Source organism: Microlunatus sp. YIM B11417 (genome assembly GCF_059617205.1).
Map to the genome: position 1 here is coordinate 833,802 of NZ_JCAMPJ010000002.1, position 25,728 is coordinate 859,529.

Sequence of the window (25,728 nt, forward strand, 5' to 3'; positions counted from 1 at the left end):
ACAGCCTGTCAGTTCGTTGCACCCGATTCCGGAACCGCGCCGGGCCGCCCGCTTCGTCGGATGATTTCAAGTACCGGCGGCGGTTCTGCCGCTGCGAGCACTGAACAGAGGTATGCTTGCGGAACGCGGTCGATTTGACAGCGCTACTCAGTGCTGCCCGCAGGTGTTTACAAACGCCGTTCCAGTGGTTATGCTGGTTCCTTGCCCTCCGCATACTCGACGACCCGTTGAACTTGACACGGGCCGTTCGGCGTGCGCGGAGACCTGACCTGAACCTGTACGACCTCAACTGAATAGCACCTCGACTCACTCAGCACCGCACCCGCGAGTCTTTCGGAAGGACCCATCTCTTGGCCGCCTCGCGCACTGCCCAGAAGAACCACGTTGTCTCCAACACCGGTCGCATTTCCTTCGCCAAGATCGCCGAGCCCATGGAGGTCCCCGATCTGCTTGACGTGCAGATCGAGTCCTTCGACTGGCTGATCGGCAACGACGCCTGGCAGTCGCGCGTCGAGGAAGCGCTGGACGAGGGACGCACCGACGTCAACACCAAATCGGGGCTGGAGGAGATCTTCGAGGAGATCTCCCCGATCGAGGACTTCTCCCAGACGATGTCGCTGTCGTTCCGGGACCATCGCTTCGAACCGCCGAAGAACACGGTGGACGAGTGCAAGGACCGCGACGTGACGTACGCGGCTCCGCTGTTCGTGACCGCGGAGTTCATGAACAACGAGACCGGCGAGATCAAGAGCCAGACCGTCTTCATCGGCGACTTCCCGCTGATGACCGACAAGGGCACCTTCATCATCAACGGCACCGAGCGGGTCGTGGTGTCGCAGCTGGTCCGGTCCCCGGGCGTCTACTTCGAGACGACCGCCGACAAGACGTCGGACAAGGACATCTACACCTGCAAGATCATCCCGTCCCGTGGCGCCTGGCTCGAGTTCGAGATCGACAAGCGCGACATGGTCGGCGTCCGGCTGGACCGCAAGCGCAAGCAGAACGTCACGGTGCTGCTCAAGGCACTGGGCTGGACCGACGCCCAGATCCTCGAGGAGTTCGGCGAGTACGAGTCGATGCGGCTCACCCTGGAGAAGGACCACACGTCCACCCAGGACGAGGCGCTGCTCGACATCTACCGCAAGCTCCGCCCGGGCGAGCCGCCGACCCGCGAGGCCGCGCAGGCGCTGCTGGAGAACTACTACTTCAACCCGAAGCGGTACGACCTGGCCAAGGTCGGTCGTTACAAGATCAACAAGAAGCTGGGCCTGGAGCAGCCGTTCGACGCCCAGGTGCTGTCGATCGAGGACATCGTCGCCGCGATCCGCTTCGTCGTCGCGCTGCACGAGGGCAAGGAGACCCTGGACAGCCCGCGCGGTGAGCTGGTGGTCGAGGCCGACGACATCGACCACTTCGGCAACCGCCGGCTGCGTACCGTCGGCGAGCTGATCCAGAACCAGCTGCGCACCGGCCTCGGCCGGATGGAGCGCGTGGTCCGGGACCGGATGACGACCCAGGACGTCGAGGCGATCACGCCGCAGACCTTGATCAACATCCGGCCGGTGACGGCGGCGCTGAAGGAGTTCTTCGGCACCTCGCAGCTGTCCCAGTTCATGGACCAGATCAACCCGATCGCGGGCCTGACCCACAAGCGGCGGCTGAACGCGCTCGGCCCGGGTGGTATCTCCCGGGACCGCGCCCAGATGGACGTCCGCGACGTGCACACCTCGCACTACGGCCGGATGTGCCCGATCGAGACGCCGGAAGGCCCGAACATCGGCCTGATCGGCTCCCTGGCGAGCTTCGCCCGGGTCAACTCGTTCGGCTTCGTCGAGACCCCGTACCGCAAGATCGTCGGCGGCAAGGTGACCGACCAGATCGACTACCTGACCGCGGACGAGGAGGACCGGTTCGTCGTCGCGCAGGCCAACGCCAAGCTGACCGAGGACGGCAAGTTCGCCGAGGCCCGGGTGCTGGTCCGCAAGCGGCACGGCGAGACCGACGAGGTCAACGCCGACGAGGTGGACTACATGGACGTCTCGCCGCGCCAGATGGTGTCGGTGGCGACCGCGCTGATCCCGTTCCTCGAGCACGACGACGCGTCCCGCGCGCTGATGGGCTCCAACATGCAGCGGCAGGCGGTTCCGCTGATCCGTACCGAGGCGCCGCTGGTCGGCACCGGCATGGAGTACCGGGCCGCCGTCGACGCCGGTGACGTGACCGTCGCCGCGCAGGCCGGTGCCGTCACCTCGGTGACTGCCGACCTGATCGACATCGCGCACGACGACGGCACGTACAAGACGTACCGGCTGTCGAAGTTCCGCCGTTCCAACCAGGGCAGCAGCGTCAACCAGCGGCCGCTGGTGAAGGCCGGCGACCGGGTCGAGAAGGGCACGCCGCTGGCCGACGGCCCGTGCACCGACGCGGGCGAGATGGCGCTCGGCAAGAACCTGCTGGTCGCGTTTATGCCGTGGGAGGGCCACAACTACGAGGATGCGATCATCCTCAGCCAGCGGCTGGTCCAGGACGACGTCCTCACCTCGATCCACATCGAGGAGCACGAGGTCGACGCCCGGGACACCAAGCTCGGCGCCGAGGAGATCACTCGCGACATCCCGAACGTCAGCGAGGATCAGCTGGCCGACCTGGACGAGCGCGGCATCATCCGGATCGGTGCCGAGGTCGGCGCCGGCGACGTGCTGGTCGGCAAGGTCACCCCGAAGGGTGAGACCGAGCTGACCCCGGAGGAGCGGCTGCTCCGCGCGATCTTCGGCGAGAAGGCGCGCGAGGTCCGCGACACCTCGATGCGGGTCCCGCACGGCGAGTCCGGCACCGTGATCGGCGTCCGGGTCTTCGACCGGGACAACGACGACGAACTGTCGCCCGGCGTGAACCAGCTGGTCCGGGTGTACGTGGCTCAGAAGCGGAAGATCTCCGACGGTGACAAGCTCTGTGGCCGGCACGGCAACAAGGGCGTCATCTCCAAGATCCTCCCGGTCGAGGACATGCCGTTCATGGAGGACGGCACCCCGGTCGACATCGTGCTCAACCCGCTCGGCGTGCCGAGCCGGATGAACATCGGCCAGGTGCTGGAGACCCATCTCGGCTGGATCGGCAAGAGCGGCTGGGACATCTCCGAGGCCGAGGGCGAATGGGCCGACCGGCTCCGCGAGGTCGGCCTGGAGCGGGTCGAGCCGAACTCCCGGCTGGCGACGCCGGTCTTCGACGGCGCCACCGAGGAGGAGATCACCGGTCTGCTCAGCCACACCCTGCCCAACCGGGACGGCGTCCGCGTCGTGAACGGCGACGGCAAGGCGCAGCTGTTCGACGGCCGGACCGGCGAGCCGTACCCGGCTCCGGTGGGCGTCGGCTACATGTACATCCTGAAGCTGACCCACATGGTCGACGACAAGCTGCACGCCCGGTCCACGGGTCCGTACTCGATGATCACCCAGCAGCCGCTCGGCGGTAAGGCGCAGTTCGGTGGCCAGCGGTTCGGCGAGATGGAGGTGTGGGCGCTCGAGGCGTACGGCGCCGCGTGGGCTCTGCAGGAGCTGCTGACCATCAAGTCCGACGACGTGCCGGGCCGGGTCAAGGTGTACGAGGCGATCGTCAAGGGCGAGAACATCCCCGAGCCGGGCATCCCGGAGTCCTTCAAGGTTCTGGTGAAGGAGATGAAGTCGCTCTGCCTGAACGTCGAGGTGCTGTCCAGCGACGGCAGCACGGTCGAACTGAGGGATTCGGAAGAGGACAACTACCGGGCCAGCGACGAGTTCGGCATCGACCTCTCGCGTCGGCCGGGCGAATCCCTCAGCGGAGTCGAAGAGGTCTGATCCCTGTCCGACCCGTACCGGCGCAGGTCGGTGCGGGTCGGCACCAACGGCGAAGTAAACGAGCTACAGAAGAGAAGAGATAAACAACGTGCTCGACGTGAACTTCTTTGATGAGATCCGGATCGGCCTGGCGACCGCTGACGACATTCGCACCTGGTCGCACGGCGAGGTGAAGAAGCCGGAGACCATCAACTACCGCACGCTCAAGCCGGAGCGTGACGGGCTGTTCTGCGAGAAGATCTTCGGTCCCACCCGGGACTGGGAGTGCTACTGCGGAAAGTACAAGCGGGTTCGGTTCAAGGGCATCATCTGTGAGCGCTGTGGCGTCGAGGTGACCCGGTCCAACGTCCGGCGGGACCGGATGGGCCACATCGAACTGGCCGCTCCGGTCACCCACATCTGGTACTTCAAGGGTGTCCCGTCCCGGCTGGGCTACCTGCTCGACATCGCGCCGAAGGACCTGGAGAAGGTCATCTACTTCGCCGCGTACATGATCACCGAGGTCGACGTCGACGGCCGGCACCGCGATCTGTCCTCGCTCGAGGCCAAGATCGACGTCGAGCGCAAGCAGCTCGAGGGCCGCCGCGACTCCGACATCGAGAATCGGATGCGCAAGCTCGAAGAGGACATGGGCGCGCTGGAGGCCGAGGGTGCCAAGGCCGACGCGAAGCGCAAGGTCCGCGAGGGTGCCGAGCGCGAGGTCAAGCAGCTGCGCGACCGCGCCCAGCGCGAGCTGGACCGGCTGGACGCCGTCTGGGACCGGTTCAAGAACCTCAAGGTCCAGGACCTCGAGGGTGACGAGGTGCTCTACCGGGAGATGAAGACCCGGTTCGGCAAGTACTTCTCGGGCTCGATGGGCGCCCAGGCGATCAAGAAGCGGCTGGAGACCTTCGACCTGCAGGCCGAGGCCGCCAACCTGCGCGACACCATCCAGAACGGCCGCGGCCAGCGCAAGACCCGGGCCCTGAAGCGGCTCAAGGTCGTCTCGGCGTTCCTCACCACGAAGAACAGCCCGGCCGGCATGGTGCTCGACTGCGTCCCGGTGATCCCGCCGGAGCTGCGGCCGATGGTCCAGCTCGACGGTGGCCGGTTCGCCACCTCCGACCTGAACGACCTGTACCGCCGGGTGATCAACCGGAACAACCGGCTGAAGCGCCTGCTCGATCTCGGCGCGCCGGAGATCATCGTCAACAACGAGAAGCGGATGCTGCAGGAGGCCGTCGACTCGCTGTTCGACAACGGCCGCCGCGGGCGTCCGGTCACCGGCCCGGGCAACCGGCCGCTGAAGTCGATCTCCGACATGCTCAAGGGCAAGCAGGGCCGGTTCCGGCAGAACCTGCTCGGTAAGCGCGTCGACTACTCCGGCCGTTCCGTGATCGTCGTCGGCCCGCAGCTCAAGCTGCACCAGTGCGGTCTGCCGAAGGCGATGGCGCTGGAGCTGTTCAAGCCGTTCGTGATGAAGCGGCTGGACGACCTGAACCACGCCCAGAACATCAAGTCCGCGAAGCGGATGGTGGAGCGGCAGCGGCCGGTCGTCTGGGACGTCCTGGAAGAGGTCATCGCCGAGCACCCGGTGCTGCTGAACCGCGCACCGACCCTGCACCGGCTGGGCATCCAGGCGTTCGAGCCGCAGCTGATCGAGGGCAAGGCCATCCAGATCCACCCGCTGGTCTGTACGGCCTTCAACGCCGACTTCGACGGCGACCAGATGGCGGTGCACCTGCCGCTGGGCGCCGAGGCGCAGGCCGAGGCCCGGATCCTGATGCTGTCGACGAACAACATCCTGAAGCCGGCCGACGGCCGCCCGGTGACCATGCCGACCCAGGACATGATCATCGGCATGTACTACCTGACCATGCAGTCCGACGAGGCGGCGGGCGCCGGCCGGGTGATCTCCTCGATCGCCGAGGGCCTGATGGCCGCCGACCACGGCGAGCTGAGCGTTCAGGCGCCGATCCGGATCCGGCTGTCCGGGATCACCCCGCCGGCCGGTGAGGAACTGCGTGCCGACGGCACCATCCTGCTCGAGACCACCCTCGGCCGGGCCCTGTTCAACGAGGCCCTGCCGGCGGACTACCCGTACGTCAACTACGAGGTGGGCAAGAAGCAGCTGGGCCAGATCATCAACGATCTCGCCGAGCGCTACCCGAACGTCGAGGTGGCCAACTGCCTGGACGCGCTGAAGGATCTCGGCTTCCACTGGGCGACCCGGTCCGGGGTCACCGTGTCCATCGGCGACGTCGAGACCCCGCCGGACAAGCCGGAGATCCTGGCCGCGTACGAGGAGCGGGCCGCCAAGATCGACAAGCAGTACGATCGCGGCCTGATCACCGAGGACGAGCGGCGCCAGGAACTGATCGAGATCTGGACCGACGCGCTGAGCCGGGTCGGGATGGCGATGGAGAAGAACTTCACCAAGACCAACCCGATCTTCATGATGGTCGACTCGGGTGCCCGCGGAAACATGGTGCAGATGCGCCAGATCGCGGCCATGCGAGGCCTGGTGGTGAACCCGAAGGGCGAGATCATCCCGCGGCCGATCAAGGCGAACTTCCGCGAGGGTCTGTCCGTGCTGGAGTACTTCATCTCCACTCACGGTGGTCGTAAGGGCCAGGCCGACACCGCGCTACGGACCGCCGACTCGGGTTACCTGACCCGTCGTCTGGTGGACGTCAGCCAGGACGTGATCATCCGCGAGGAGGATTGCGGCACCGAGCGCGGCCTGAACAAGATCATCGCCGAGGAGATCGACGGCAAGCTGGTCGTCGACGAGCACGCCGAGACCGCCGTCTACGCCCGGACGCTGGCGACCGATGTCACCGGCCCGGACGGCGACGTGCTGCTGCCCGCGGGCACCGACCTGGGCGATGTCAACATCGCCAAGCTGGTCGAGGCCGGGGTGACCACGGTCAAGGTGCGCAGCGTCCTCACCTGTGAGGCGATCACCGGCACCTGCGCCATGTGCTACGGCCGCTCGCTGGCCGCCGGCAAGCTGGTCGACGTCGGCGAGGCCGTGGGTATCGTCGCGGCCCAGTCCATCGGCGAGCCCGGCACCCAGCTGACGATGCGTACCTTCCACACCGGTGGTGTGGCCGGTGACGACATCACGCAGGGTCTGCCGCGGGTCCAGGAGCTCTTCGAGGCCCGGGTCCCGAAGGGCAAGGCGCCGATCGCCGAGGCCGCCGGCCGCGTCGAGATCGTCGACGGGGACCGGTCCAAGAAGATCGTCGTCACGCCGGACGACGGCTCGGAGCCGACCGAGTACACGGTCACCCGCCGGGCCCGGTTGCTGGTCGAGGACGGGGAGCGGGTCACGGTCGGGCAGCAGCTCACCGCCGGCACCGCCGACCCGCAGGACGTGCTCCGGATCCTCGGTGTCCGCAAGGTGCAGGAGCACCTGGTGGACGAGGTCCAGTCGGTCTACCGGACCCAGGGCGCGCCGATCCACGACAAGCACATCGAGGTCATCATCCGGCAGATGCTGCGCCGGGTGACGGTGATCGAGTCGGGCGACTCCAACCTGCTCGCCGGTGACCTGGTCGACCGCCTGATGTATGAGGCGGAGAACCGCAAGGTCGTCGCCGAGGGCGGCACCCCGGCCTCCGGCCGTCCGGTCCTGATGGGCATCACCAAGGCGTCGCTGGCCACCGATTCGTGGCTGTCGGCGGCGTCCTTCCAGGAGACCACCAAGGTCCTCACCGACGCGGCGATCCACGGCAAGTCGGACTCGCTGGTCGGCCTGAAGGAGAACGTGATCCTGGGCAAGCTGATCCCGGCCGGCACCGGCCTGGACCGGTACCGCAACATCCGGGTCGAGCCGACCGAGGAGGCGAAGGCGCAGGCGTACTCGATGGTCGGGTACGACCCCTTCGACTACGACTTCGGCTCCGGTTCCGGTGCCGCGGTCCCGCTCGAGGACTACGACCTGGGCAGCGACTACCGCTGATCTGTCGATCAGGAACGCCCCTTCCGGATTCGTCCGGGAGGGGCGTTTCTCTTTTCCGCGGGCGGTGGGGCGAAGATGAGCGGGTGGACGGTACGGAGTCGGGGTTTCGGTTCCGGGCCGGCGCGGGCGGCCGAGCCGTGCAGCGATGGGCGGTGTCGCTGAACTCGGTGGCCTACTCGCGGCACCGGCACGAGAGCTATGCCATCGGGGTGACCCGGGCCGGCGTGCAGCGCTTCTTCTACCGCGGTACGCACTGGGCCGGGACACCGGGCGAGTGGCACGTGCTGCATCCCGACGAGGTACACGACGGCATGCCCGGCGACGGTACGGGTCTCGGCTACCGGATCTTCTACCTCGACCCTGCCGCCGCGCTGGCGGCCGGTCCGACCGGCAGACTGCCGTACGTGACCGAGCCGCTGGTGCGGCCGGACCGGGTGCCGGCGTCGGCGGCGGAACTTCTGGAAGGCCTCGACGAGCCGCTCGAGGAACTGCGCGAGATCGAGTTGATCGCCGACCTGGCCCAGTGGCTGACCGAGCTCTCCGACGGGCGGCGGCCGCCGCCCGAGACCCGTCCCGATCGGTCGGCCGTCGGCCGGGTCGCGGCAATGCTGCGGGAGGAACCGGAACGATCGCACACCGGCCCGGAGCTGGAGTCGCTCTCCGGCCTGAGCCGCTGGTCGCTGGCCCGCCAGTTCCGGGCCGCCGTCGGGGTGAGCCCCAGCCGGTTCCGGCTGGCCAGCCGGGTTCGCCGGGCGCAACAGTTGATCTTGGCCGGCGTCGAGCTGGCCGGCGTCGCCGCCCAGGCCGGGTTCAGCGACCAGGCGCACCTCACCCGCGCCTTCCGTTCGGTGCAGGGCATCACGCCGGGTCGCTGGCGTACCGGCGTAGCGGCGGACGGCACCTAGCGGCGATCGCTGGGGTGACCCGGCCCGCCTTCGTCGCGGGCCGCGATCGCCTTGATCACCGCGGCCATGTCCTGGTCCGCAACGCCGAGCGAGACGGCCTCCCGGAACAGCACCCGGCAGTCCTTCAGCAGGGGGTCGGCCGCGCCCACGGCCACGGCGGCGTCGTGGACGAGATCGCAGTTCTTCAGGACGTCAGCGATCGCGGCCTGGGCCGGGAACGTGTCGTCGACCAGCTGGGCCGCCTTGCCGCGGGACACCACCGACGCCATCGGCCCGGCATCCAGGATGTCGCGGAGCAGGCCCGGGTCGAGGTTGTTGCGGCGGGCGAAGTGAAAGGCCTCGGCCAGTCCGGTGACCATCGTGATCAAGAAGATGTTCACGGCCAGCTTCATGATCAGCGCTCCCGGTACGGCGCCGCAGTCGAAGCGCTGGGCGCACAGCGCGTCGATCACCGGCGCCACCTCGGCCACCGTGACCGGCTCGCCCGCGAGCATCGCCACCAGCGTGCCGTCGGTCGCGGGACCGCGGGAGCCGGAGACCGGCGCCTCGACGTAGTGTCCGCTGGCCGCGGTCACGTCGGCGGCCAGCGCGCTCGAGAAGCCGGGCGAGAACGTACCCATCTGGACCACGACGCGGTCCCGGACCAGTGACGCGAACTCGGGCGTGCCGCGCCGCAGCACGGCGTCGACGGCCGGCTCATCGGCGAGCATCAGGATGATCGTCCGGCAGCGGGAGAACACCTCGGCGACGTCCGAGGCGACCACCGCCCCGCCTGCTGCCAACTCCGCCGCGGGCTCCGGTGATCGGTTCCAGACCACCAGCGGGTGACCCGCGCGGAGCAGGTTGAGGGCCATCGGTCGTCCCATGATCCCGAGGCCGATGAAGCCGATCGGTTCGTTGTCGTCCATGCCGGCGACGGTAGGCACCGGCACCGACGCCGGTCTTGAACGGCTGTGCGGCACGGACTCCTCGGTCGGTACGAACCCGGACGCGGCGGCCGCCGAGCGGTCAGGCCAGGTCGGCGGCGTACTCCCGCTCCAGTTCCTCGGTACGGTCGGCGGGCCAGGGGCACCGGACGTCGCCGAACAAGGCGGCGTAGAACAACTCCAGGTGCGTGTGCCACGCGGCGAGCACGGTCGGCCGGAGATCGGCGAGCCGATCCGGGATCGTCTGGACGAGCTCGACCCGGGTGCCGGCCGCTGGGTCGGCGACGATCATGAACTCGACCGTGCCGGCCGGCTCGCCCCGGTGCAGCCAGGTGTAGCCGAGGGCATGCGGCGGCGCCGACCGGATGACCGGGCCCGGCTCCACGTACCCGTGGGTGGCGGGCAGCGGCGCCTGGCCGCCCACCTCAGGAGAGTCGCCGCCGGTGAGCAGGTCCCAGACGGTGTCGGCGGATCGCCAGACCAGGTCGCGGACGAACCGGACCCGGTAACCGTCGGCGGTGTCCTCGACCTCGCCGCGATCCAGACCGAACCGCCTCAGATAGTGCTCCATCCGGGGCAGCGGGCTGGTCTCGACCGGCGGTTCCCGTCCGTCGAGGCGCGTCTCCAGGGCGGCCAGGCAGGCGTCCCAGCCGGCCGCGTTGCGCGCCGCGCCCAGCCTGGCGATCGCCCCGCCGCCCAGCTCGTGGGTGAACGTCAGCCGGGTGCCCGGACCGTCCGGGGTCAGCTCGATCCGCAGCACGTCCGTGTCCCAGCTGAACGCGAACCGGCGCGGCGGGTCCACCTCCAGCACCTGGCCGGTCGTGTGCGGGTCGTCCTCGCCCTCGCCGGCCATCCGGAACCTGATCGGCGCTCCGGGCTCCAGCCGCAGCTCGACCTCGGCGGGGAACCAGTGGGCGAGTTCCGCCGGCTCGGTCACGGCGCGCCAGACCAGCTCCGGCGGATGCGGGTAGCGGCGTTCCAGGACGAGCACGGCGGTGCCGCCGCGGTCGGTCAGCGTCCCGTCGGTCATCGATCGGTTTCCTTCCGGTCGGGGTCGTCGTGGTCGGCACCGGCCAGGGCGTCGAGGCGGTCGCCGAGCCGGTCCAGGGCGCCCTCCCACAGGGCTCGGTACGGAGCGAGCCAGGAGTCGAGCTCGGCCAACGGCTGCGGCTCCAGCCGATAGAAGCGACGCTGGGCGTCCCGCCGCACCGTGACCAGGCCGGCCCGGCGCAGCACGGTCAGGTGCTTCGACACGGTCGGCTGGCTCAGCTCGAGCCGGCGCACCAGCTCGCCGACCGGACGCTCCGACTCGCGCAGCAGATCGAGGATCTGCCGCCGCCGGGGCTCGGCCAGCACCTCGAAGGTAGATGCCATACGGGCAATATAGCCCATTTGGCATATACGCGCGGGCTGGGAAGCTCGAGGCTGGCTCAGCCGAACAGGGCCTCGGCCAGCTCGTCGAGTGTCGCGAACTGGTGCAACCCGACGAGTTCGTCGATCGCGGTGACGGCGTTGAACTGGAACTCCAGGACACCCTGCAGGGCGCGGCGCGGGAAGTCGTCGGAGCGGGTCCAGCCGGCGCCGTCGAGCATGATCGAGAACAGTCCGGCGTCGCCGTCGAGGGCGTCGAAGCGGGTCGCGACGAGCTCGCAGTACGGGTCCGCCGGGATCGCGTCGGCCCAGTCGATGATCCCGGCCAGACCATGATCATCGAGGAAGACGTGATCGGCGGTGAGGTCCGCATGCACCAGGACCCGTTCCGCCGAGGCATCGGCGAGGAAGTCCGGCACCTGCTCGGCCAGGCGATCCGGCGGCCCGAACCCGCGGAGTCGCTCCGGTGCGGCGGCTCGCCAGCCCGGCAGGGGATCGCGGGCGGCGATCACGTCCGGCACCGGCAGCCGGTGCAGCCGGCCGATCGCCGTACCGAGTTCGGCCGCCACGGCCGGAACCGACGGGGCGGTCCGGGCCTCTCGGATCGGCACCGAGGTCAGCCGTTCCATGATCAGGTACGGCCACGGCCACGGCCAGTGATCATGATCGTCGTTCAGGCGGCCCGACGCGACCAGGCCCGGGGCCGGGATGCCCGGCTCGGCGGCCAGCAACTCGGCCATGGCCAGCTCGGCGGCGAAGCAGTCGGCGCCGTCGAACGTCTCCCCGAACAGCTTCACCACCACGTCGCCGGCCAGGAAGGTCGGGAACGTCCCGACGAACGGTGCCTCGATCCGGTCGGTCGGCAGCCCGGACCGCTCCAGGGCCGCACGGACATAGGCGCCCCAGTAGTCCACGTCGCCGAGGTGTTGCCCGTAGTGCGGCTGGTCGGTCACCGGTCGAGGAAGGGCCACGGAGTCCGCCTGACCGTCCCGGGTCAGCCGAGCAGGCCGCGGCGGCGGGCCAGCGCGGCGGCCTCGGTCCGGGTGCCGGCGCCGAGCTTGGTCAGGATGTTCGAGACGTGCACGCTCGCCGTCTTCGTGCTGATCGTGAGCCGGAGCCCGACCTCCCGGTTGCTCAGTCCCTCGGCGACCAGCGCCAGCACCTCCTGCTCCCGCGGCGTCAGGACACCGGCGCCGCCCGGCCGGTCGGCCGGGGCGAGCGCGGACAGTTCGGCGAGCATCGGCCGGGCGTCGAGCTGCTCGGCCACGGCACGGGCCTCGGCCGCGACCTGCCCGGCCTCCTCGACGGCGCCGGCCAGCCGCAACGCGGCGGCGAGCCGGATCCGGCTCCGGGCCAGCTCCGGAACGCTCGGGAAGTCCTCGAACCCGGCCACCGCCACCCGCCAGGCGAGGACCAGTGCGGCGGGGTCGACGGGCAGCCCGAGCCGCTGGTCCAGCCGGAGCCGTTCGGCCCGGAACCGGTGCACCCAGGCCCGGCTCTCCACGCCGAGCGGTCGCCGGGTCTCGGCGTCGAGCACGATCGTCTCCACCTGGCCCAGCAGCCAGTCGGCGCGGTCGGTCCAGCGCTGCCGGTCGGCCGCGGTGGTGCCGACGTGGTCCGCGGCGATGCCGAGGATCAGCGCGCTCAGCCTGATCTTGGCCTGGACGTCGGTCCAGGCGGCGTCGATCTCGTCGGTCAGCTTCCGGTACTGGTGCCAGGCCCGGTCCAGGTCGCCGGTCTGCCCGTACAGCTCCATCGCGGCGCCGCCGGCGTGCAGCGAGACCACGGCGTCGGTGCCGGTGGCCCGGCCCGCCCGGCCGAGCAGGGTCAGCCCGGCCTGCTCGCCGCGGCCGGCGGCCACGTACATCTCGATCGCGGCCAGCGCGGCGTCGGCGACCATCGGCGGCCGTTCCCCGGTCGTGTCGACGATCTCCAGCACCTGGTCCCAGCGGCCCAGCGTGTAGGCCGCGACGCCGGCGATGATCCTGGCGTCGATCCCGTACGGGGCATAGCGGCGGCCGGTCTCGGCGGCCCGGTTCGCCCCGGCCAGGTAGAGCTCGAGCGCCTCGGCCACCTCGCCGAGCTCGTAGTGGATGCCGGCCAGGTGATAGAGCGCCCGCAGCTCGGTGGCGTCGCCGCGGGCCCGGGCGTCGGCGACGATCATCCGCAGCGCCGCCCGGGACGCCTCGGTGTTGCCGAGCCGGTCCTGCAGTTTGGCCAGCAGGGCGGACACGTCGGTGGCGATCTCGGGCAGCCCGAGCCGCTCCGCCATCGCCAGTGCCTCCTCGGCCCAGCGGGTCGACTCGTCGTGGCGATACCGGTCCGCGAGCACCTGCGCGTGCGACCGCAGCACCCGGCAGCGCAGTTCGCTGTCCGGCTCGGCCGGCACCAGCGTCATCGCCTCGGTGGTCAGGGCGAGCACGTCGATGTTGAGGTCGGTCAGCATGGCCGCCGCGGCGAGCGACTGCAGCAGCCGGGCCCGGATCAGCGGGTCGGCGTCGGCCGGCAGCTGGGACAACTGGTCCTGCACCAGCGCCACCCCGCGCTCCGGCATCCCCGCCGAGACCGCGGCCGTCGCCGCCCGGACCGTGATGTCGACCGGATCCGCGATCGCCGGGTCCACCTGCGGGTCGGCGAGCAGCTCGAGCACGACGAGATAGTGGTGCACGGCCTCGTCCGGGCCGCCCATCGTCTGCGACTCCTCGGCCGCCCGCAGCCCGGCCGTGATCGCCGTCGCGTGGTCGTGCGCGTTGCGGGCGTGCCGAGCCAGGTCGGCCGCGGTCGCCCGCGGATGATCACGCAGCGCGGCGACGTAGCGGGCGTGCAGCCGGACCCGTTCGCCCGGCAGCAGGTCCTGATAGACGGCCTCGGCGAGCAGGGCGTGGCGGAACGCGTACGTGTCCGAGCGGTCGCTGATCAGCACGAACCGTTCCACGGCGTTGCGCAGGGCCAGGTCGAGCTCGGTCGGGTCGAGCTCGGTGACCGCCTGCAGCACCTCGTGACTGACCCGCCGGCCCGCCACGGCTGCCGACCGGACCACCTGCCGGGCGGCCGGCTCGAGTTGGTCGAGGCGCAGGATGAGCAGGTCGGCCAGATCGTCCGGGACCCCGCCCGGCACCGTACCCGCGGCGACCAGTTCCTCGGTGAAGAACGCGTTCCCCTCGGCCCGGTCGATCACCCGGGCCAGTTCTACGTCGGACATCCCGGACCGGAGGTTGGTCGCCAGATCCCGTACCGCATCGTCGGGGAGCGGCCCGAGCTCCAGCCGCTCCACCGTGTGCAACTGGATCCAGCCGGTCGCGACGGGGCGCAACGGATGCCGGCGGTGCAGGTCGTCCGAGCGGTACGTGACGATCATCGACACCGGCGCCGGGAACGGCCGGGTCAACAGGAAGCTGATCAACTCGAGGCTCGACCAGTCGGCCCAGTGCACGTCCTCGATCACCAGCAGCAGCGGCCGGGCGCCGGCCAGATCGGTCAGGATCGCGTGCACCGACTCGAACAGCACCCCGCGGTCCGGCTCCGGCGCCGTGCCGTCCGCCGACCGGGCGATCAGCGGCCGCACGCCGGGGTGTCGCTCCAGCAGCAGCCGGCCCTCCTCGGTCCCGGTCAGCCGGCCGAACAACTCGACGAACGGAAGGTACGGCAGCGGGCTGCGGCCCAGGTCCATGCACTGCCCGAGCGCGACCCGCCAGCCGCTCTCACCTGCCGCGCCGATCGCCGCCGAGACGATCCGCGACTTGCCGATGCCCGCGTCCCCGGAGAGCACCACCAGCCCGCCCGGCCGGCCGGTCGACTGGCCGATCAGCTCCAGCAGCCGCGCCAACTCCCGCTCCCGGCCGACGAGCGGGCGCGCATCAGGACGCCCGCGCTCCGAGAACGAGGGTGAGGCCGGCGAGGTCACGGTCACGGCCCCATCATGTCCCAGACCACCGACAAACACGGCCCGATTTAGCCATCGGCAGCGCAGCCCGGACGGCCGGGCCGGGCCGGCGGCTCAGACGGCGGCTTGGTCGAGGTTGCTCAGGATGTCGTCGACGGTCTCGTCGGGCGTCTGCACGCTGGAGTCCAGCCAGTAGCCGATCCGCGCGGTCTCGCGGCGCAGCAGTTCGTCCAGCTGGTTCGGCGAGAAGCTCCCGTAGCCGTCCTTGGCCCGCTGTGCCTCCCGGATCTCCAGGGCGGAGACGGTCGGCGACAGGACGACCAGATAGCGCTGCTTGGTCTGGATCTGGTCGATGAAGCCGGCCAGGTCGGGGCCGATGATGACGTCCTGCACGATCGCGTCGAAGCCCTGGTCGGCGAACCGGTCGGCGGTGTGCGCGGCGAGTTCGTACCGGAGCTGGAGTTGGTCCAGCGCGGCCGGGGTCGGCTGCGGCGTCATGTCCGCGCGGCCGTTGACCATCATCTTGCGGAACACGTCGCCCCGGATGTGGACGGAGCAGGGTAACCGGCCGGCCAACAACTCGGCGACCGTCGATTTGCCCGCGGCCATCGCTCCGGTGATGACGATCACCCGGCCGCCCGTTCCGCCCTGATCTGGCTCCCCCACGGGCGTTATTCTTCACTACCGCGCTCGACAGGTGAATCGGGTTGCGATTCCGGCCGGTAGCGTGGCGAGAATGCCGTACGAACTCTCGTCGTCCCCGTGGCTCGCCCAACTGCAACTGCTGCCCGAGTTGGGCGCCGCGTTGATCCTGTCGATGGCGATCGGCCTGGAACGCCAGTATCGCGGCAAGCAGGCGGGCGTCCGTACCCACGCCCTGGTCGGGATCGGGTCGGCACTGTTCATGCTGGTGTCGAAGTACGGCTTCGCCGACCTGCTCGGCGATCCCGGCATCGGGCTGGACCCGAGTCGGGTCGCGGCCCAGATCGTGTCCGGGATCGGGTTCCTCGGCGCCGGCATCATCGTGTTCCGTTCCGACGCGGTCCGCGGCCTGACCACGGCTGCCTCCATCTGGCTCACCGCGGCGGTCGGGATGGCCTGCGGGTCCGGGCTGTTCATCCTGGCCGCCGCCGTCACGCTGTGCCACTTCCTGGTCGTCCTGATCGGGCCGCGGCTGAACCGGCTGCGCCGCCGGTCCCAGCGGTACGAACTGTGGGTGGAGTACCGGGACGGCCGCGGGCTGCTGCGGGACATCGTCACGGTGATCACCGACCACCAGTGGCGGATCGCCCAGTTGCGGACGGCCGGCCACCGGCTGGATCCCGGTTACGTCGGGGTCTACCTGACCACGGAGGGCCGGCTCGACCCGGCGGCGCTGCTCGACGCGGTCTCCGGCGTCTCCGGCGTCCGGGAGGTCGAATGGCGCGATGAGAACGAGGTCGAGGAATCCAGCTGACTTAGCACTTCCGCAGTTGCGGAGCTTATGCTCCATTCATGCCGAAATATCGGATCTCACAGGCTGCCGCCCTGCTCGGGGTCAGCGACGACACGGTCCGCCGCTGGATCGACACCGGCCGGCTCGGCGCGCTGAACGGTGGCGGGCCGACGATGATCGACGGTGCCGACCTGGCCGCGCTGACCCAGCAACTGGCCACGGCTCCGGCGCTCGGGGCGTCGGTCGCCGAGAGCGCCCGGAACCGCTTCACCGGACTGGTCACCAAGGTGGTCAAGGACGGGGTGATGGCGCAGGTCGACCTGCAGTGCGGGCCGTTCCGGGTCGTGTCGCTGATGTCCGCCGAGGCGGCCACCGAGCTCGGCCTGGAGCCGGGCGTGCTGGCCACCGCATCGATCAAGGCGACCAACGTCGTCGTCGAGGTGCCCGAACCATGATCAGGAACCTCCGCGCCGGAATCGCGGCCCTGTTGATCATGGTCGTCGCCGGCTGCGCGGCACCGGGCGGCTCGCCTGCTCCGCCGTCCGGTGCCGCCGGCGGGCCGACCGGGGAACTCACCGTGCTGGCGGCCGCGTCACTGACCGAGACGTTCACCGCGATCGGGCACGACTTCGAGGCGGCGCATCCGGGCACCAAGATCATGTTCAGCTTCGGCTCCAGTGTCACCCTGGCGACGCAGATCACGGCCGGTGCGCCGGCCGACGTGTTCGCGGCGGCCAACGAGTCGACGATGCGGACGGTGGCCGACGCGAAACTGGCCGTCGACCCGCAACCGTTCGTCACCAACACGCTGCAGATCGCCGTGCCGCCGGGCAACCCCGCCAAGATCACCGGGCTGGCCGACTTCGCCGACCCGGCCAGGCGGATCGCTCTCTGCGCAGCCGAGGTGCCGTGCGGCGCGGCCGCGCAGCAGGTGTTCCGGGCCGCCGGGGTCGAGCCGAAGCCCGACACCCTGGAGGAGGACGTCAAGGCCGCCCTTCAGAAGGTACGGCTCGGCGAGGTGGATGCCGCGCTGGTCTATCGGACCGACGTGATCGCGGCCGGCGCGGACGTCGAGGGGATCGACGTCGACGAGGCGGCCGCGGCCGTGAACACGTACCCGATCACGGCGGTCACCGAGGCCCGCAACCCGGAGCTCGCGGCGGCCTTCGTGGCCTGGGTCCGCGGGCCGGAAGGCCAGCGGGTGCTGAGCAAGGCGGGCTTTGCCTCGCCGTCCTGACCGGGCGGCGTCGTCCCGGGTCCCGGTGCTGCTCGCGGTGCCCGCCGTGCTGGCGCTGCTGCTGTTGATCTTGCCCTTGCTGGGGCTGGTGATCAGGGCGCCGTGGGGCCGGCTGCCGGAGTTGATCACCGGCCCGGATGCGCTGGCCGCGCTGCGGCTCTCCATGATCACTGCCACCGCCGCCACGGTGATCGCGGTGCTGCTCGGGGTGCCGGCGGCCTGGCTGCTGGCCCGGCCCGGGCTGCCGGGTGCGGGCGTGGTCCGGGCGTTGATCACGGTGCCGCTGGTGCTGCCGCCGGTGGTCGGTGGGGTCGCCCTGTTCACCGTGCTGGGCCGCTCCGGGCTGATCGGGCGGCCGCTCTACGAGGCCACCGGCTTCGCCTTCCCGTTCACCCCGTACGCGGTCGTGCTGGCCCAGGTGTTCGTCGCGCTGCCGTACCTGATCTTGTCGGTGGAGGGCTCGCTGCGGGCCGCCGACCGCCGCTACGAGGACGCGGCCGCGACCCTCGGTGCGACGCCGCTGACCGTGTTCCGGCGGGTCACGCTGCCGCTGATCGGCCCCGGTGTCGCGGCCGGTGCGGTGCTGGCCTGGGCCCGCGCGCTGGGCGAGTTCGGAGCGACGATCACATTCGCCGGCAACCTGCCCGGCAGCACCCAGACGCTGCCGATCGCGGTCTACCTGGCGCTGAACACCGATCCGGACGCGGCCCTGCTGCTGTCGGTGCTGCTGCTCGCCGTGTCCGTCGCCGTACTGGTGCTGCTCCGGGGCCGATGGGTGGCCCGCTGGTGAGACTCACCCCACGACGCAGTTCTCCTCCGCTGCGCTCCCCCGAACTGCGCCGCGGGGACCCCGAGGCCGGACTCGACGCGGAGCTGCGGGTGTCCAGGGGCACCTTCCGGCTCGACCTGCCGCTGCGGGCCGAGCCGGGCGAGGTGGTCGCGCTGCTGGGCCCGAACGGGGCCGGCAAGTCCACCGCGCTGCGCGCCCTGGCCGGACTGTTGATCATGGACGGCGGCCGGATCGAGCTGGCCGGGCAGCAGCTCGCCGGTCCGGCCCGGCCGTGGCCGGCGCACCGGCGGCCGATCGGCGTGGTGTTCCAGGACTACCTGCTGTTCCCGCACCTGTCGGCGCTGGACAACGTGGCCTTCGGGCCGCGCTGCCGGGGCCGGTCCAAGGCCGACGCCCGCGCGCTGGCCGCGGACCTGCTCGCGTCGGTCGGGCTCGCCGACCTCGGCCCGGTCCGACCGCGGCAGCTGTCCGGCGGGCAGGCGCAGCGGGTCGCCCTGGCCCGGGCCCTGGCCGGGAATCCCGAACTGCTGCTGCTCGACGAGCCGCTGGCGGCGCTGGACGCACGGACCCGGCTCGAGGTGCGCGGGCTGCTCCGGCGGCGGCTGGCCGACTTCGGCGGCGTCACCGTCCTGGTCACCCACGACCCGGTCGACGCCGCCGTACTGGCGGATCGGGTGGTGGTGATCGAGGCAGGCGCTCCGGTGCAGTCGGGCACGCCGGCCGAGATCGCCCGGCACCCGGCGACCGACTACGTCGCCCGCCTGGTCGGGCTCAACCTGCTCTCCGGTACGGCAGCCGGCACGACCGTCCGGCTCGAGTCGGCCGGCACCGTACACCTGGCCCACCCGGCCGCCGGCCCGGTCCAACTGGCCTTCCCGCCGAACGCCGTCGCCCTGTTCACCGAACGGCCGACCGGCACCCCACGCAATCTCTGGTACGGCAGCGTCGCCGGCCTGGAACCGCACGGCGACGAGGTCCGGGTCGAGGTCGCCGGCGTACCGGGCCCGGACAGCGCGATCCTCGCCGAGGTGACGCCGGGCGCCGTCGCGGAACTGGGCCTGGAGCCGGGCTCGGGGGTCTGGGCCAGCGTGAAGGCGTCAGCGATCACCAGCTATCCCCGTGGCTGAAGGCAAGGACCTCCGGAGCAGCGACTTCCCCACACTTCTTCACGCTTTACCAGAGAAGCTTCTGTGGTGAAGCGTCAGTTTTTCACGGGACGTGAAAAACTGACGAGCCGTCCCGGAGGGAGCCGTGCGTACGTGATCATGGAACTGGAACAGGAACCGCGGTTCGGGCCGCTCCGTCCCGAGCCGCCGCCGGCGACGCTGGCGCGGTTGACCGGGGCGTCCACCGGGACCAGCTGGACCGCCGAGCGAACGGGCGGAGACCTCGGCTACCCGAACGGCGGGCTGTGGCGGGTCACGGCCGACCGGCGCGACGGCGACGGGCCATCCTCGGTGATCGTCAAGCGGACCGGGCCGATGCATCTCGGGACGTTCCCGGTCTGGCGGCTCCGGGCCGACCCGGCCGATCCGCAGTGGTGGGGGAAGGAGGCCGCGTTCTACGCGTCGGACCTGGCCCGGACCGGCTGGACCGGGGACGTCCGGCCGCCTAGGTGCGAGGTCGATGATCATGACGGCCGCCGCGATCTCTGGCTCGAGGAGCTGACCGGCATCCCGGGCTCGCTCGACGTCTGCCGGCGCGCCGTCGCCGGGCTGGCCCGGTGGCAGGTCGCCAACGCCGACCATGATCAGCCGTGGCTCACCGGCGGCTGGATCGCGAAGCACGTCGAGCGGCAGGAGTTGGACAACGCCCGCACGTTGGCCCATCCGGCCTGGCCCTCGGCGGTCGAGCGGGGCCTCGCGCCGGAGCTCCGCGACGTCGTCGCGGCCCGGGTCACCGATCCGGCCGAGGTGGCCCGGCGGCTGGCCGGATTCCCTGTCCTGCTGGCGAATCACGACTTCCACAACGGCAACATCGGCGTGGCCGACGACGGTGCGGTCGTGGTGATCGACTGGGCCTATGCCGGTCCGGGACCGATCGGGCACGACGCCGGCCATCTCGCACTCACCCTCGAACCGCCGGGAGTCGTCGAGCCTGCCGTGGCCTGGCGAGTCCTCACGTCGGCGTACACGGAGGCCTTGATCAATTCCGGCTGGACCGGCGACCCGGAACAGGTCCGGCGGTCCATGATCGTCTCCAACCAGCTCCGGCTGGGCTGGTGGACCGACGCGCTGCTGGGCGCCGCCGACCAGCTCGGCGAGGCCGACCTCGCGGCGAAGTCGCGGTTGTTGATCTTCCTGGCCGACCTGTCCTGACCGGTCCGTCACACCTCGCGCCAGGTCTCGGCGAAGGCCAGGATGGCCGAACTCCCGAACCAGCCGGACGGGCACCGGACCTCGCCCCGGGCCGGCACGCCGTCGACCCGGATCTCGGCGGTACGGCACGGCTGCGCGACGACCGAGCACTCGAAGCCGGTCGGATGGGTGGTCACCTGGATGCACTCCAGCAGGTCGCGCCACTCGAGTTCGATCACGCTCGGCCCGGCGACGCAGGTGATCCGGTGGAACTGCCCGGCCTGCGCGACCTCGGTGAAGTGGGCCGGCACCGGTGGCCCGGTCTCGATGCCGCGCCCGCGGATCGGTGTGTAGTCGCGGTAGAAGTTCTCCCAGACATAGCCGGCCAGCTCGGCGTTGTCGGTGTAGATCCCGGCCGGGGCGGCGTCGCCGAGTCCCGAGCCCTCCGGGTCGAGCCAGATCAGCAACGCCCGGCCGGTGCCGACGGGGGAGTAGGCCGCCGTCCAGAGACTCACCAGCGCGATCATCTCGTCGCCCTCGGGCGGGTAGAGCACGATCATCGGATTCTCACCGGCGATCTTGATGCCGTGCCGGACGACGGGTTCGGACATGGCGCCATTCTCGCCGAAGCCGGCCGGGAGCAGGTACGGCGAACGGCCGCGGGCCCAGGATCAGCCGGGATCCCCGGCGAGCCGGCGCAGCAGCCGGGCCGTGGCGGCGTCGGCCGGGAAGAAGGTCTCGATCGCGATCTCGTCCAGGGTCACGTCGCGCGGCGAGCCGAAGACCGTGGTGGCGTAGAGCAGCGCCAACTCCCCGTACTCGGTGATCATCCGCAACGGCAGCACCAGCTCGACGCCCGGCGCCGGCTCGGCCGGCACCGGGTCGTCGGGCACCGGATAGCCGGCCAGTTCCTGGCACAGCTCGGCCAGGCCCGGATCGGCCGTCCGCTCCACCTGACGCCGGACCCGCCGCAGGACCTGGGCGTGCCACTGGGCGAGGTTCAGGATCTGCGGCGCCAGACCGTCCGGGTGCAGGGTGGCCCGGAGCACGTTCAGCGGCGGCCCGGCCAGGTGGGACGGAAGATCGCCGAGGAACGCGCGCATGGCCTGGTTCGCGTCCAGCAGCTCCCAGCGGACGTTGATCGCCAGCGCCGGATTGGGCTCGTGCCCGGCGAGCACGGCCCGCACCGCGGCCCGGGCCTGACCAAGATCATCGAACGGCCGTTCGGCGTGCGGCGGCGCGAAACCGGCCGCCAGATGCAGCGTGTTGCGTTCCCGCAGCGGCACCTCCAGCTCCTCGCAGAGCCGTTCGATCATGGTCCGGCTCGGCCGGGACCGACCGGTCTCGATGTAGCTCAGGTGCCGGGTGGACAGCTCGGCCGCGATCGCGACGTCCAGCTGCGACCGGCGGCGCCGCTCCCGCCAGCGCCGGACCAGTGTGCCGACCGGTTCCGTGGTCACCGTCATGGCGCCAGCGTGCCCGGATCCTGAGTCCGTACGCAATGACCTCGGAGGTTATCGACCACCCGCAATCGGCGACGCAGGATCGAGGCCATGATCACCAACGAAGCAGTACGCGCCTCCGTCGACACCTACCTTGCCTTCCTGAATGCCGCCGCCCCGGCGGGCCAGGCCCTCACCGACGACGTCGAGTACGCGGCCCCGGTCGGCGTGCTCAGCGGGCCGGCGGCCCTGATCGACTTCCGGGACCAGTTCCGCGACCACTTCGACGCGGTGGCCGTCCGCGCCCTGGCCGACCCGGAGACGCACCACGACCGGGCCCGGCTGCGCTGGGAGATCACCGTGGCCGGCAACAGGTTCGCCGCCGGCACCGACGTGATCACCGTCGCCGCGGACGGCCGGGTCGCCGCGGTGACCACGTTTCTGGACCAGGCGCCCGAGGGCTTCGACCCGGACGCCCACCACTGAGGGAGCACGTGATCATGAACCTGATCGAGATCACCGGTCCGCGCGGCGGGCTGACCGAGGCGGACCGGGCCGAGCTGGCCGGAACGATCGTGTCGGGCCTGCTGACCACCGGCGACGAGGACGTACCGGAGGAGACGCTGCGCCGGGCCCGGGCGATGACCCACCTCGGCTTCCGGGAACTGGACGACTGGACCACCGGCGATGGTCCCTGGCGGCCGCCGGCCCCGCCGCCGCTCTGGCTGACGATCACCGTGCCCGAACGCTGGCGGGAGGAGATGGCGCGGCACGTGATCGGCTGGATCCGCCGCGCGGTGCGGCAGCTGGACCAGCGGCACGGCTGGCAGCGTGACCCGGCCTCGCTCTGGATCAACCTGACCGGGATCCCGGACGGCAGCATCGGCCTCGGCGGCCGGCCCAGCACGGCCGACCAGGTGCTGGACCACCTGACCGAGGAGTTCCGGGCCAATCTCGATCATGGTCGGGAGATCCCGGCGGGTCGGGTGGTCGACCCGGTCTGCGGCATGCTGGTCCGGCTCGGCCCGCGAGCGATCACTCTTGATCATGACGGCATGACGTACGGCTTCTGTGCCGAGAACTGCCGGGACGCCTACGCCCGCCGGCACTCGCTCCCGACCGCGTCCTGAGCCTGTCGAAGGGCCCTAGGAGGGTGGTGTCGAACGGTGACCACCCTCCTAGGCTGTCCGCATGACCGAGGAACGGGCCGAGCCGCCGATGGACCTGACCGACGCCGGCGAGCTGGTGCGGCAGTATCTGGACTACTACCGCGACACGGTCTGGGCCAAGGTCGACGGCCTGTCCGAGCAGGACCTGCGCCGGGCGGTGCTGCCGTCCGGCTGGTCCCTGCTGGAGTTGCTGCACCACCTCCTCTTCGTCGAGCGGCGTTGGCTCCAGTGGGGTTTCCTGGGCCTCGGCGACAAGCTGCCGCGCGGCGACTGGGACCTGGACGCGGACCGCTGGGCGGTGCCGGACGGGACCAGTGCCGAGGACGTACGGACGGCGTTCTGGCAGGAGGTGGAACGGAGCCGGCGGCTGGTCGCCGAGCACGAGCTGTCGGAGCGGTCGGCGCGGTCCCGGTCCGACGCCGAGCCGCCGACGCTGGCCTGGGTGCTGTTCCACCTGCTCCAGGAGTACGCCCGCCACGCCGGCCACGTCGACGTCGTCCGTGAGCTGATCGACGACAACACCGGCGAGTAGGGCCGGTTCAGCGCCGGAGGACGCGCGACGCGATCACGATCCCGGCGCAGAACACCGGGAGCACGCCGAGGGCGAGCGGCAGCGAGGTGACGTGGGCCAGGCCGCCGATCAGGGTCGGGCCGAGCAGGAAGCCGGTCCGGCCGGTGCCGTCGGCCAGCGCCAGCGCCGGCCCGGCCGGGGAACCGGTCCGGCCCGCCTCCGCGGCCGCGGCGCTGAGGCAGACCGGCACGATGCAGGCGATCCCGAGCCCGTACAGGGCGAGGCCGCCCATGACCACGGCCGCCTGCCCGGAGAGCAGGCCGACGGCGAGCCCGACTGCGCCCACCGCGGCCAGCACGGCGACCACCCGGGCGCCGCCGAACCTGGCCACCCAGCGGTCCCCGAAGGCCCGGCCGACGAACATCGCCAACGCGAACGCCGTATAGGCCAGCCCGGCCAGCTCCTCGGGCGCATGGACATGATCACGCAGATAGAGCGGTGCCCAGTCCGCGGCCGCGCCCTCGCAGAGCAGCGCCGCGAACATGATCGCGGCGATCATGATCAACCGCGGGCTGAGCCAACTCAGTCGCCGGCCGGTGTCGGCCCGGCCCGGCTCGGCCTCCGGTACGTGATCGTCGGCGTACAGCCAGCGGCCGAGCACGATCATGCCGACCACCATGATCACGCCGAGCCCGGCCTGCTGCAGCGCCAACGGGGCGTCGACGGCCAGCGCCAGCGACCCGAGCCCGGCCCCGATCGCGGCGCCGATCGCCCAGATCGCATGGAAACTGGACATGATCGGCCGGCCGTACCGGTGCTCGATGGTCACCGCCTGGGTGTTCATCGACACGTCCATCGACCCCTGGAACGCGCCGAAGATCACCAGCGCGCCGAACAGCGCGGGCAGCGAGTCGGCCAGCCCCACCAGCGGCGCGGCGGCGGCGAAGCCGACCATGGTGATCCGGACGATCTTGACGCTGCCCCAGCGGGCCAGCGCCGGCCCGGTGACGATCACCGCGATCAGGGCGCCGACCGGTGCACCGAGCAGGGCCAGGCCGAGGGTGCCTTCGTGCAGCCCGAGCCGGTCCTTGATCGCGGGGATGTGCGGCGTCCAGGCCGCGTAGAGCAGGGCATTCAGCGCGAAGATCATCGAGTCGACCCGGCGGGCCTTCCGCGCGATCAGCGGTGCCACGGCGGCGACGGCACTAGACACGCTGCACCTCGATCCCACGCTCGACGAGCCGGTCGGTCTGGTCGGTCGGTGCCGCGTCGTCGGTGATCACGGTGGTGACCCGGGACAGGTCGTGGAAGCGGGCGAACGCGCCGGCACCCCACTTGGTCGCGTCGGCCACGACCACGGTGCGCCGGGCGGCGGCGATCGCGGCCGCCTTCACGGCGGACTCGTCCAGATCGTGCCCGGTCAGGCCGTCCTCGGCGTCGATGCCGCAGCACCCGATCACCGCCGTGTCGAACCGGAGCACCTCGAGCGCGTGCACGGTGAGCGGGCCGACGAAGGCCAGCTCGACCGGCCGGACGTCACCGCCCGGCATGATCAACCGGATCCCGCCGGCCCGGCCCAATTCGGTCGCGACATGCAGGCTCAGCGGCGTCACGGTCAAGCGATGATCATGAAGCCGGCGGGCCACCTCGAGCGCCGTCGTCCCGCCGTCGACGAGGACGGTCTCGCCGTCGCTGATCATGGCCGCGGCCGCTGCGGCGATCCGCCGCTTGGCGTCGACGGCGGTGGCCGACCGGACCGGATACGGCGTCTCCTCGGCCGTCGACCCGGTGACCGCGCCGCCGTGCACCCGGCGCAGCAGGCCGAGCCCGGCCAGCCGGTCCAGATCGCGCCGCACGGTCATCGCCGAGCAGTCCAGTTCCTGCGCCAAGTCGTCCACCGAGACCCGCCCCCGGTCCCGCAGGCCACGCAGGATCACTTCCTGCCGGTTCGCACTCTCCACGTGTTCATTCAAACATCTTTCC

The 25,728-nt window shown here is 71.0% G+C and carries 22 protein-coding genes; 12 read left to right on the forward strand and 10 right to left on the reverse strand.

Annotation, left to right across the window (positions count from 1 at the left end):
- Positions 1-350: 350 nt before the first annotated feature.
- The 3 genes from rpoB (at position 351) to AC6CCG_RS14285 (ending at position 8,684) form a co-directional block, all read left to right on the forward strand.
- Entirely contained in the window at positions 351-3,833 is a 3,483-nt protein-coding gene (gene rpoB / locus AC6CCG_RS14275) for a DNA-directed RNA polymerase subunit beta (protein ID WP_496655209.1), read from the forward strand.
- An 88-nt stretch (positions 3,834-3,921) separates the two neighbouring features.
- Positions 3,922-7,779: a DNA-directed RNA polymerase subunit beta' gene (locus tag AC6CCG_RS14280; protein WP_496655211.1), complete on the forward strand. Its 3,858-nt coding sequence runs from the start codon at positions 3,922-3,924 to the stop codon at positions 7,777-7,779.
- Positions 7,780-7,862: 83 nt separating this feature from the next.
- On the forward strand, positions 7,863-8,684 hold the full coding sequence (locus AC6CCG_RS14285) for a helix-turn-helix domain-containing protein (protein ID WP_496655212.1): 822 nt from the start codon (positions 7,863-7,865) through the stop codon (positions 8,682-8,684).
- Here AC6CCG_RS14285 and AC6CCG_RS14290 read toward each other — a convergent pair.
- The 6 genes from AC6CCG_RS14290 to AC6CCG_RS14315 form a co-directional block, all read right to left on the reverse strand.
- The gene (locus tag AC6CCG_RS14290) at positions 8,681-9,592 is read right to left on the reverse strand and encodes an NAD(P)-dependent oxidoreductase (RefSeq protein WP_496655213.1); all 912 of its coding nucleotides are present in this window, start codon (positions 9,590-9,592) and stop codon (positions 8,681-8,683) included. The genes AC6CCG_RS14285 and AC6CCG_RS14290 overlap by 4 nt on opposite strands.
- Before the next feature lie 100 nt (positions 9,593-9,692).
- Positions 9,693-10,640 carry an SRPBCC family protein gene (locus tag AC6CCG_RS14295; RefSeq protein WP_496655214.1) on the reverse strand — a complete coding sequence of 316 codons (948 nt, stop codon included), beginning with the start codon at positions 10,638-10,640 and terminating at the stop codon, positions 9,693-9,695.
- A complete protein-coding gene (locus AC6CCG_RS14300) occupies positions 10,637-10,984 on the reverse strand; it encodes an ArsR/SmtB family transcription factor (protein ID WP_496655215.1) in 348 nt (115 codons plus the stop codon). Before AC6CCG_RS14300 ends, AC6CCG_RS14295 begins: the two co-directional genes overlap by 4 nt.
- A 56-nt stretch (positions 10,985-11,040) precedes the next feature.
- Positions 11,041-11,934: a phosphotransferase family protein gene (locus AC6CCG_RS14305; protein ID WP_496655216.1), complete on the reverse strand. Its 894-nt coding sequence runs from the start codon at positions 11,932-11,934 to the stop codon at positions 11,041-11,043.
- A gap of 41 nt (positions 11,935-11,975) precedes the next feature.
- Entirely contained in the window at positions 11,976-14,891 is a 2,916-nt protein-coding gene (locus AC6CCG_RS14310; protein ID WP_496655217.1) for a helix-turn-helix transcriptional regulator, read from the reverse strand.
- Between the two features lie 87 nt (positions 14,892-14,978).
- Complete coding sequence (locus AC6CCG_RS14315) at positions 14,979-15,530, reverse strand: P-loop nucleotide/nucleoside kinase family protein (RefSeq protein ID WP_496655218.1); 552 nt, start codon at positions 15,528-15,530, stop codon at positions 14,979-14,981.
- A gap of 70 nt (positions 15,531-15,600) precedes the next feature.
- Here AC6CCG_RS14315 and AC6CCG_RS14320 point away from each other — a divergent pair, with 70 nt between their 5' ends.
- The 6 genes from AC6CCG_RS14320 to AC6CCG_RS14345 all read left to right on the forward strand — a co-directional run bounded on the left by AC6CCG_RS14320 (position 15,601) and on the right by AC6CCG_RS14345 (position 20,644).
- A complete protein-coding gene (locus AC6CCG_RS14320) occupies positions 15,601-16,320 on the forward strand; it encodes an MgtC/SapB family protein (protein WP_496655219.1) in 720 nt (239 codons plus the stop codon).
- A gap of 38 nt (positions 16,321-16,358) precedes the next feature.
- Complete coding sequence (locus tag AC6CCG_RS14325; protein WP_496655220.1) at positions 16,359-16,754, forward strand: TOBE domain-containing protein; 396 nt, start codon at positions 16,359-16,361, stop codon at positions 16,752-16,754.
- Positions 16,751-17,536 carry a molybdate ABC transporter substrate-binding protein gene (gene modA / locus AC6CCG_RS14330; RefSeq protein ID WP_496655221.1) on the forward strand — a complete coding sequence of 262 codons (786 nt, stop codon included), beginning with the start codon at positions 16,751-16,753 and terminating at the stop codon, positions 17,534-17,536. Before AC6CCG_RS14325 ends, modA begins: the two co-directional genes overlap by 4 nt.
- Positions 17,520-18,326, forward strand: a complete 807-nt coding sequence (locus AC6CCG_RS14335) for an ABC transporter permease (RefSeq protein ID WP_496655223.1) — start codon at positions 17,520-17,522, stop codon at positions 18,324-18,326. The genes modA and AC6CCG_RS14335 overlap by 17 nt, the downstream gene beginning before the upstream one ends.
- Complete coding sequence (locus AC6CCG_RS14340) at positions 18,323-19,453, forward strand: ABC transporter ATP-binding protein (RefSeq protein ID WP_496655224.1); 1,131 nt, start codon at positions 18,323-18,325, stop codon at positions 19,451-19,453. The genes AC6CCG_RS14335 and AC6CCG_RS14340 overlap by 4 nt, the downstream gene beginning before the upstream one ends.
- 138 nt (positions 19,454-19,591) lie before the next feature.
- Positions 19,592-20,644, forward strand: a complete 1,053-nt coding sequence (locus tag AC6CCG_RS14345; protein WP_496655411.1) for a phosphotransferase — start codon at positions 19,592-19,594, stop codon at positions 20,642-20,644.
- Between the two features lie 8 nt (positions 20,645-20,652).
- Here AC6CCG_RS14345 and AC6CCG_RS14350 read toward each other — a convergent pair whose 3' ends face one another.
- Together AC6CCG_RS14350 and AC6CCG_RS14355 are read right to left on the reverse strand one after the other, a co-directional pair.
- Positions 20,653-21,234 carry a hypothetical protein gene (locus AC6CCG_RS14350; protein ID WP_496655225.1) on the reverse strand — a complete coding sequence of 194 codons (582 nt, stop codon included), beginning with the start codon at positions 21,232-21,234 and terminating at the stop codon, positions 20,653-20,655.
- A gap of 60 nt (positions 21,235-21,294) precedes the next feature.
- Entirely contained in the window at positions 21,295-22,089 is a 795-nt protein-coding gene (locus AC6CCG_RS14355) for a helix-turn-helix domain-containing protein (protein WP_496655226.1), read from the reverse strand.
- A gap of 87 nt (positions 22,090-22,176) precedes the next feature.
- Here AC6CCG_RS14355 and AC6CCG_RS14360 point away from each other — a divergent pair, with 87 nt between their 5' ends.
- The 3 genes from AC6CCG_RS14360 to AC6CCG_RS14370 all read left to right on the forward strand — a co-directional run bounded on the left by AC6CCG_RS14360 (position 22,177) and on the right by AC6CCG_RS14370 (position 23,766).
- Positions 22,177-22,551, forward strand: a complete 375-nt coding sequence (locus AC6CCG_RS14360) for a nuclear transport factor 2-like protein (RefSeq protein ID WP_496655227.1) — start codon at positions 22,177-22,179, stop codon at positions 22,549-22,551.
- Positions 22,552-22,565: 14 nt separating this feature from the next.
- Positions 22,566-23,195, forward strand: a complete 630-nt coding sequence (locus AC6CCG_RS14365) for a hypothetical protein (protein WP_496655412.1) — start codon at positions 22,566-22,568, stop codon at positions 23,193-23,195.
- A gap of 61 nt (positions 23,196-23,256) precedes the next feature.
- Positions 23,257-23,766 (forward strand): mycothiol transferase, encoded by a 510-nt coding sequence (locus tag AC6CCG_RS14370; protein WP_496655228.1) that lies wholly within the window; start codon positions 23,257-23,259, stop codon positions 23,764-23,766.
- Positions 23,767-23,773: 7 nt separating this feature from the next.
- Here AC6CCG_RS14370 and AC6CCG_RS14375 read toward each other — a convergent pair whose 3' ends face one another.
- Together AC6CCG_RS14375 and AC6CCG_RS14380 are read right to left on the reverse strand one after the other, a co-directional pair.
- Complete coding sequence (locus tag AC6CCG_RS14375; RefSeq protein WP_496655230.1) at positions 23,774-24,958, reverse strand: MFS transporter; 1,185 nt, start codon at positions 24,956-24,958, stop codon at positions 23,774-23,776.
- Positions 24,951-25,706 carry a DeoR/GlpR family DNA-binding transcription regulator gene (locus AC6CCG_RS14380; protein WP_496655231.1) on the reverse strand — a complete coding sequence of 252 codons (756 nt, stop codon included), beginning with the start codon at positions 25,704-25,706 and terminating at the stop codon, positions 24,951-24,953. Before AC6CCG_RS14380 ends, AC6CCG_RS14375 begins: the two co-directional genes overlap by 8 nt.
- Between the last annotated feature and the right edge of the window lie 22 nt (positions 25,707-25,728).

Bases quoted from the DNA above. Each gene is read 5' to 3' on its own strand.
- AC6CCG_RS14370 (WP_496655228.1), top strand. From the start codon at position 23,257: ATGACCGAGGAACGGGCCGAGCCGCCGATGGACCTGACCGACGCCGGC.
- AC6CCG_RS14365 (WP_496655412.1), top strand. From the start codon at position 22,566: ATGAACCTGATCGAGATCACCGGTCCGCGCGGCGGGCTGACCGAGGCG.
- AC6CCG_RS14295 (WP_496655214.1), bottom strand. From the start codon at position 10,640: ATGACCGACGGGACGCTGACCGACCGCGGCGGCACCGCCGTGCTCGTC.
- AC6CCG_RS14360 (WP_496655227.1), top strand. From the start codon at position 22,177: ATGATCACCAACGAAGCAGTACGCGCCTCCGTCGACACCTACCTTGCC.
- AC6CCG_RS14290 (WP_496655213.1), bottom strand. From the start codon at position 9,592: ATGGACGACAACGAACCGATCGGCTTCATCGGCCTCGGGATCATGGGA.
- AC6CCG_RS14300 (WP_496655215.1), bottom strand. From the start codon at position 10,984: ATGGCATCTACCTTCGAGGTGCTGGCCGAGCCCCGGCGGCGGCAGATC.
- AC6CCG_RS14345 (WP_496655411.1), top strand. From the start codon at position 19,592: ATGGAACTGGAACAGGAACCGCGGTTCGGGCCGCTCCGTCCCGAGCCG.
- modA (WP_496655221.1), top strand. From the start codon at position 16,751: ATGATCAGGAACCTCCGCGCCGGAATCGCGGCCCTGTTGATCATGGTC.
- AC6CCG_RS14355 (WP_496655226.1), bottom strand. From the start codon at position 22,089: ATGACGGTGACCACGGAACCGGTCGGCACACTGGTCCGGCGCTGGCGG.
- AC6CCG_RS14320 (WP_496655219.1), top strand. From the start codon at position 15,601: ATGCCGTACGAACTCTCGTCGTCCCCGTGGCTCGCCCAACTGCAACTG.
- AC6CCG_RS14350 (WP_496655225.1), bottom strand. From the start codon at position 21,234: ATGTCCGAACCCGTCGTCCGGCACGGCATCAAGATCGCCGGTGAGAAT.
- AC6CCG_RS14325 (WP_496655220.1), top strand. From the start codon at position 16,359: ATGCCGAAATATCGGATCTCACAGGCTGCCGCCCTGCTCGGGGTCAGC.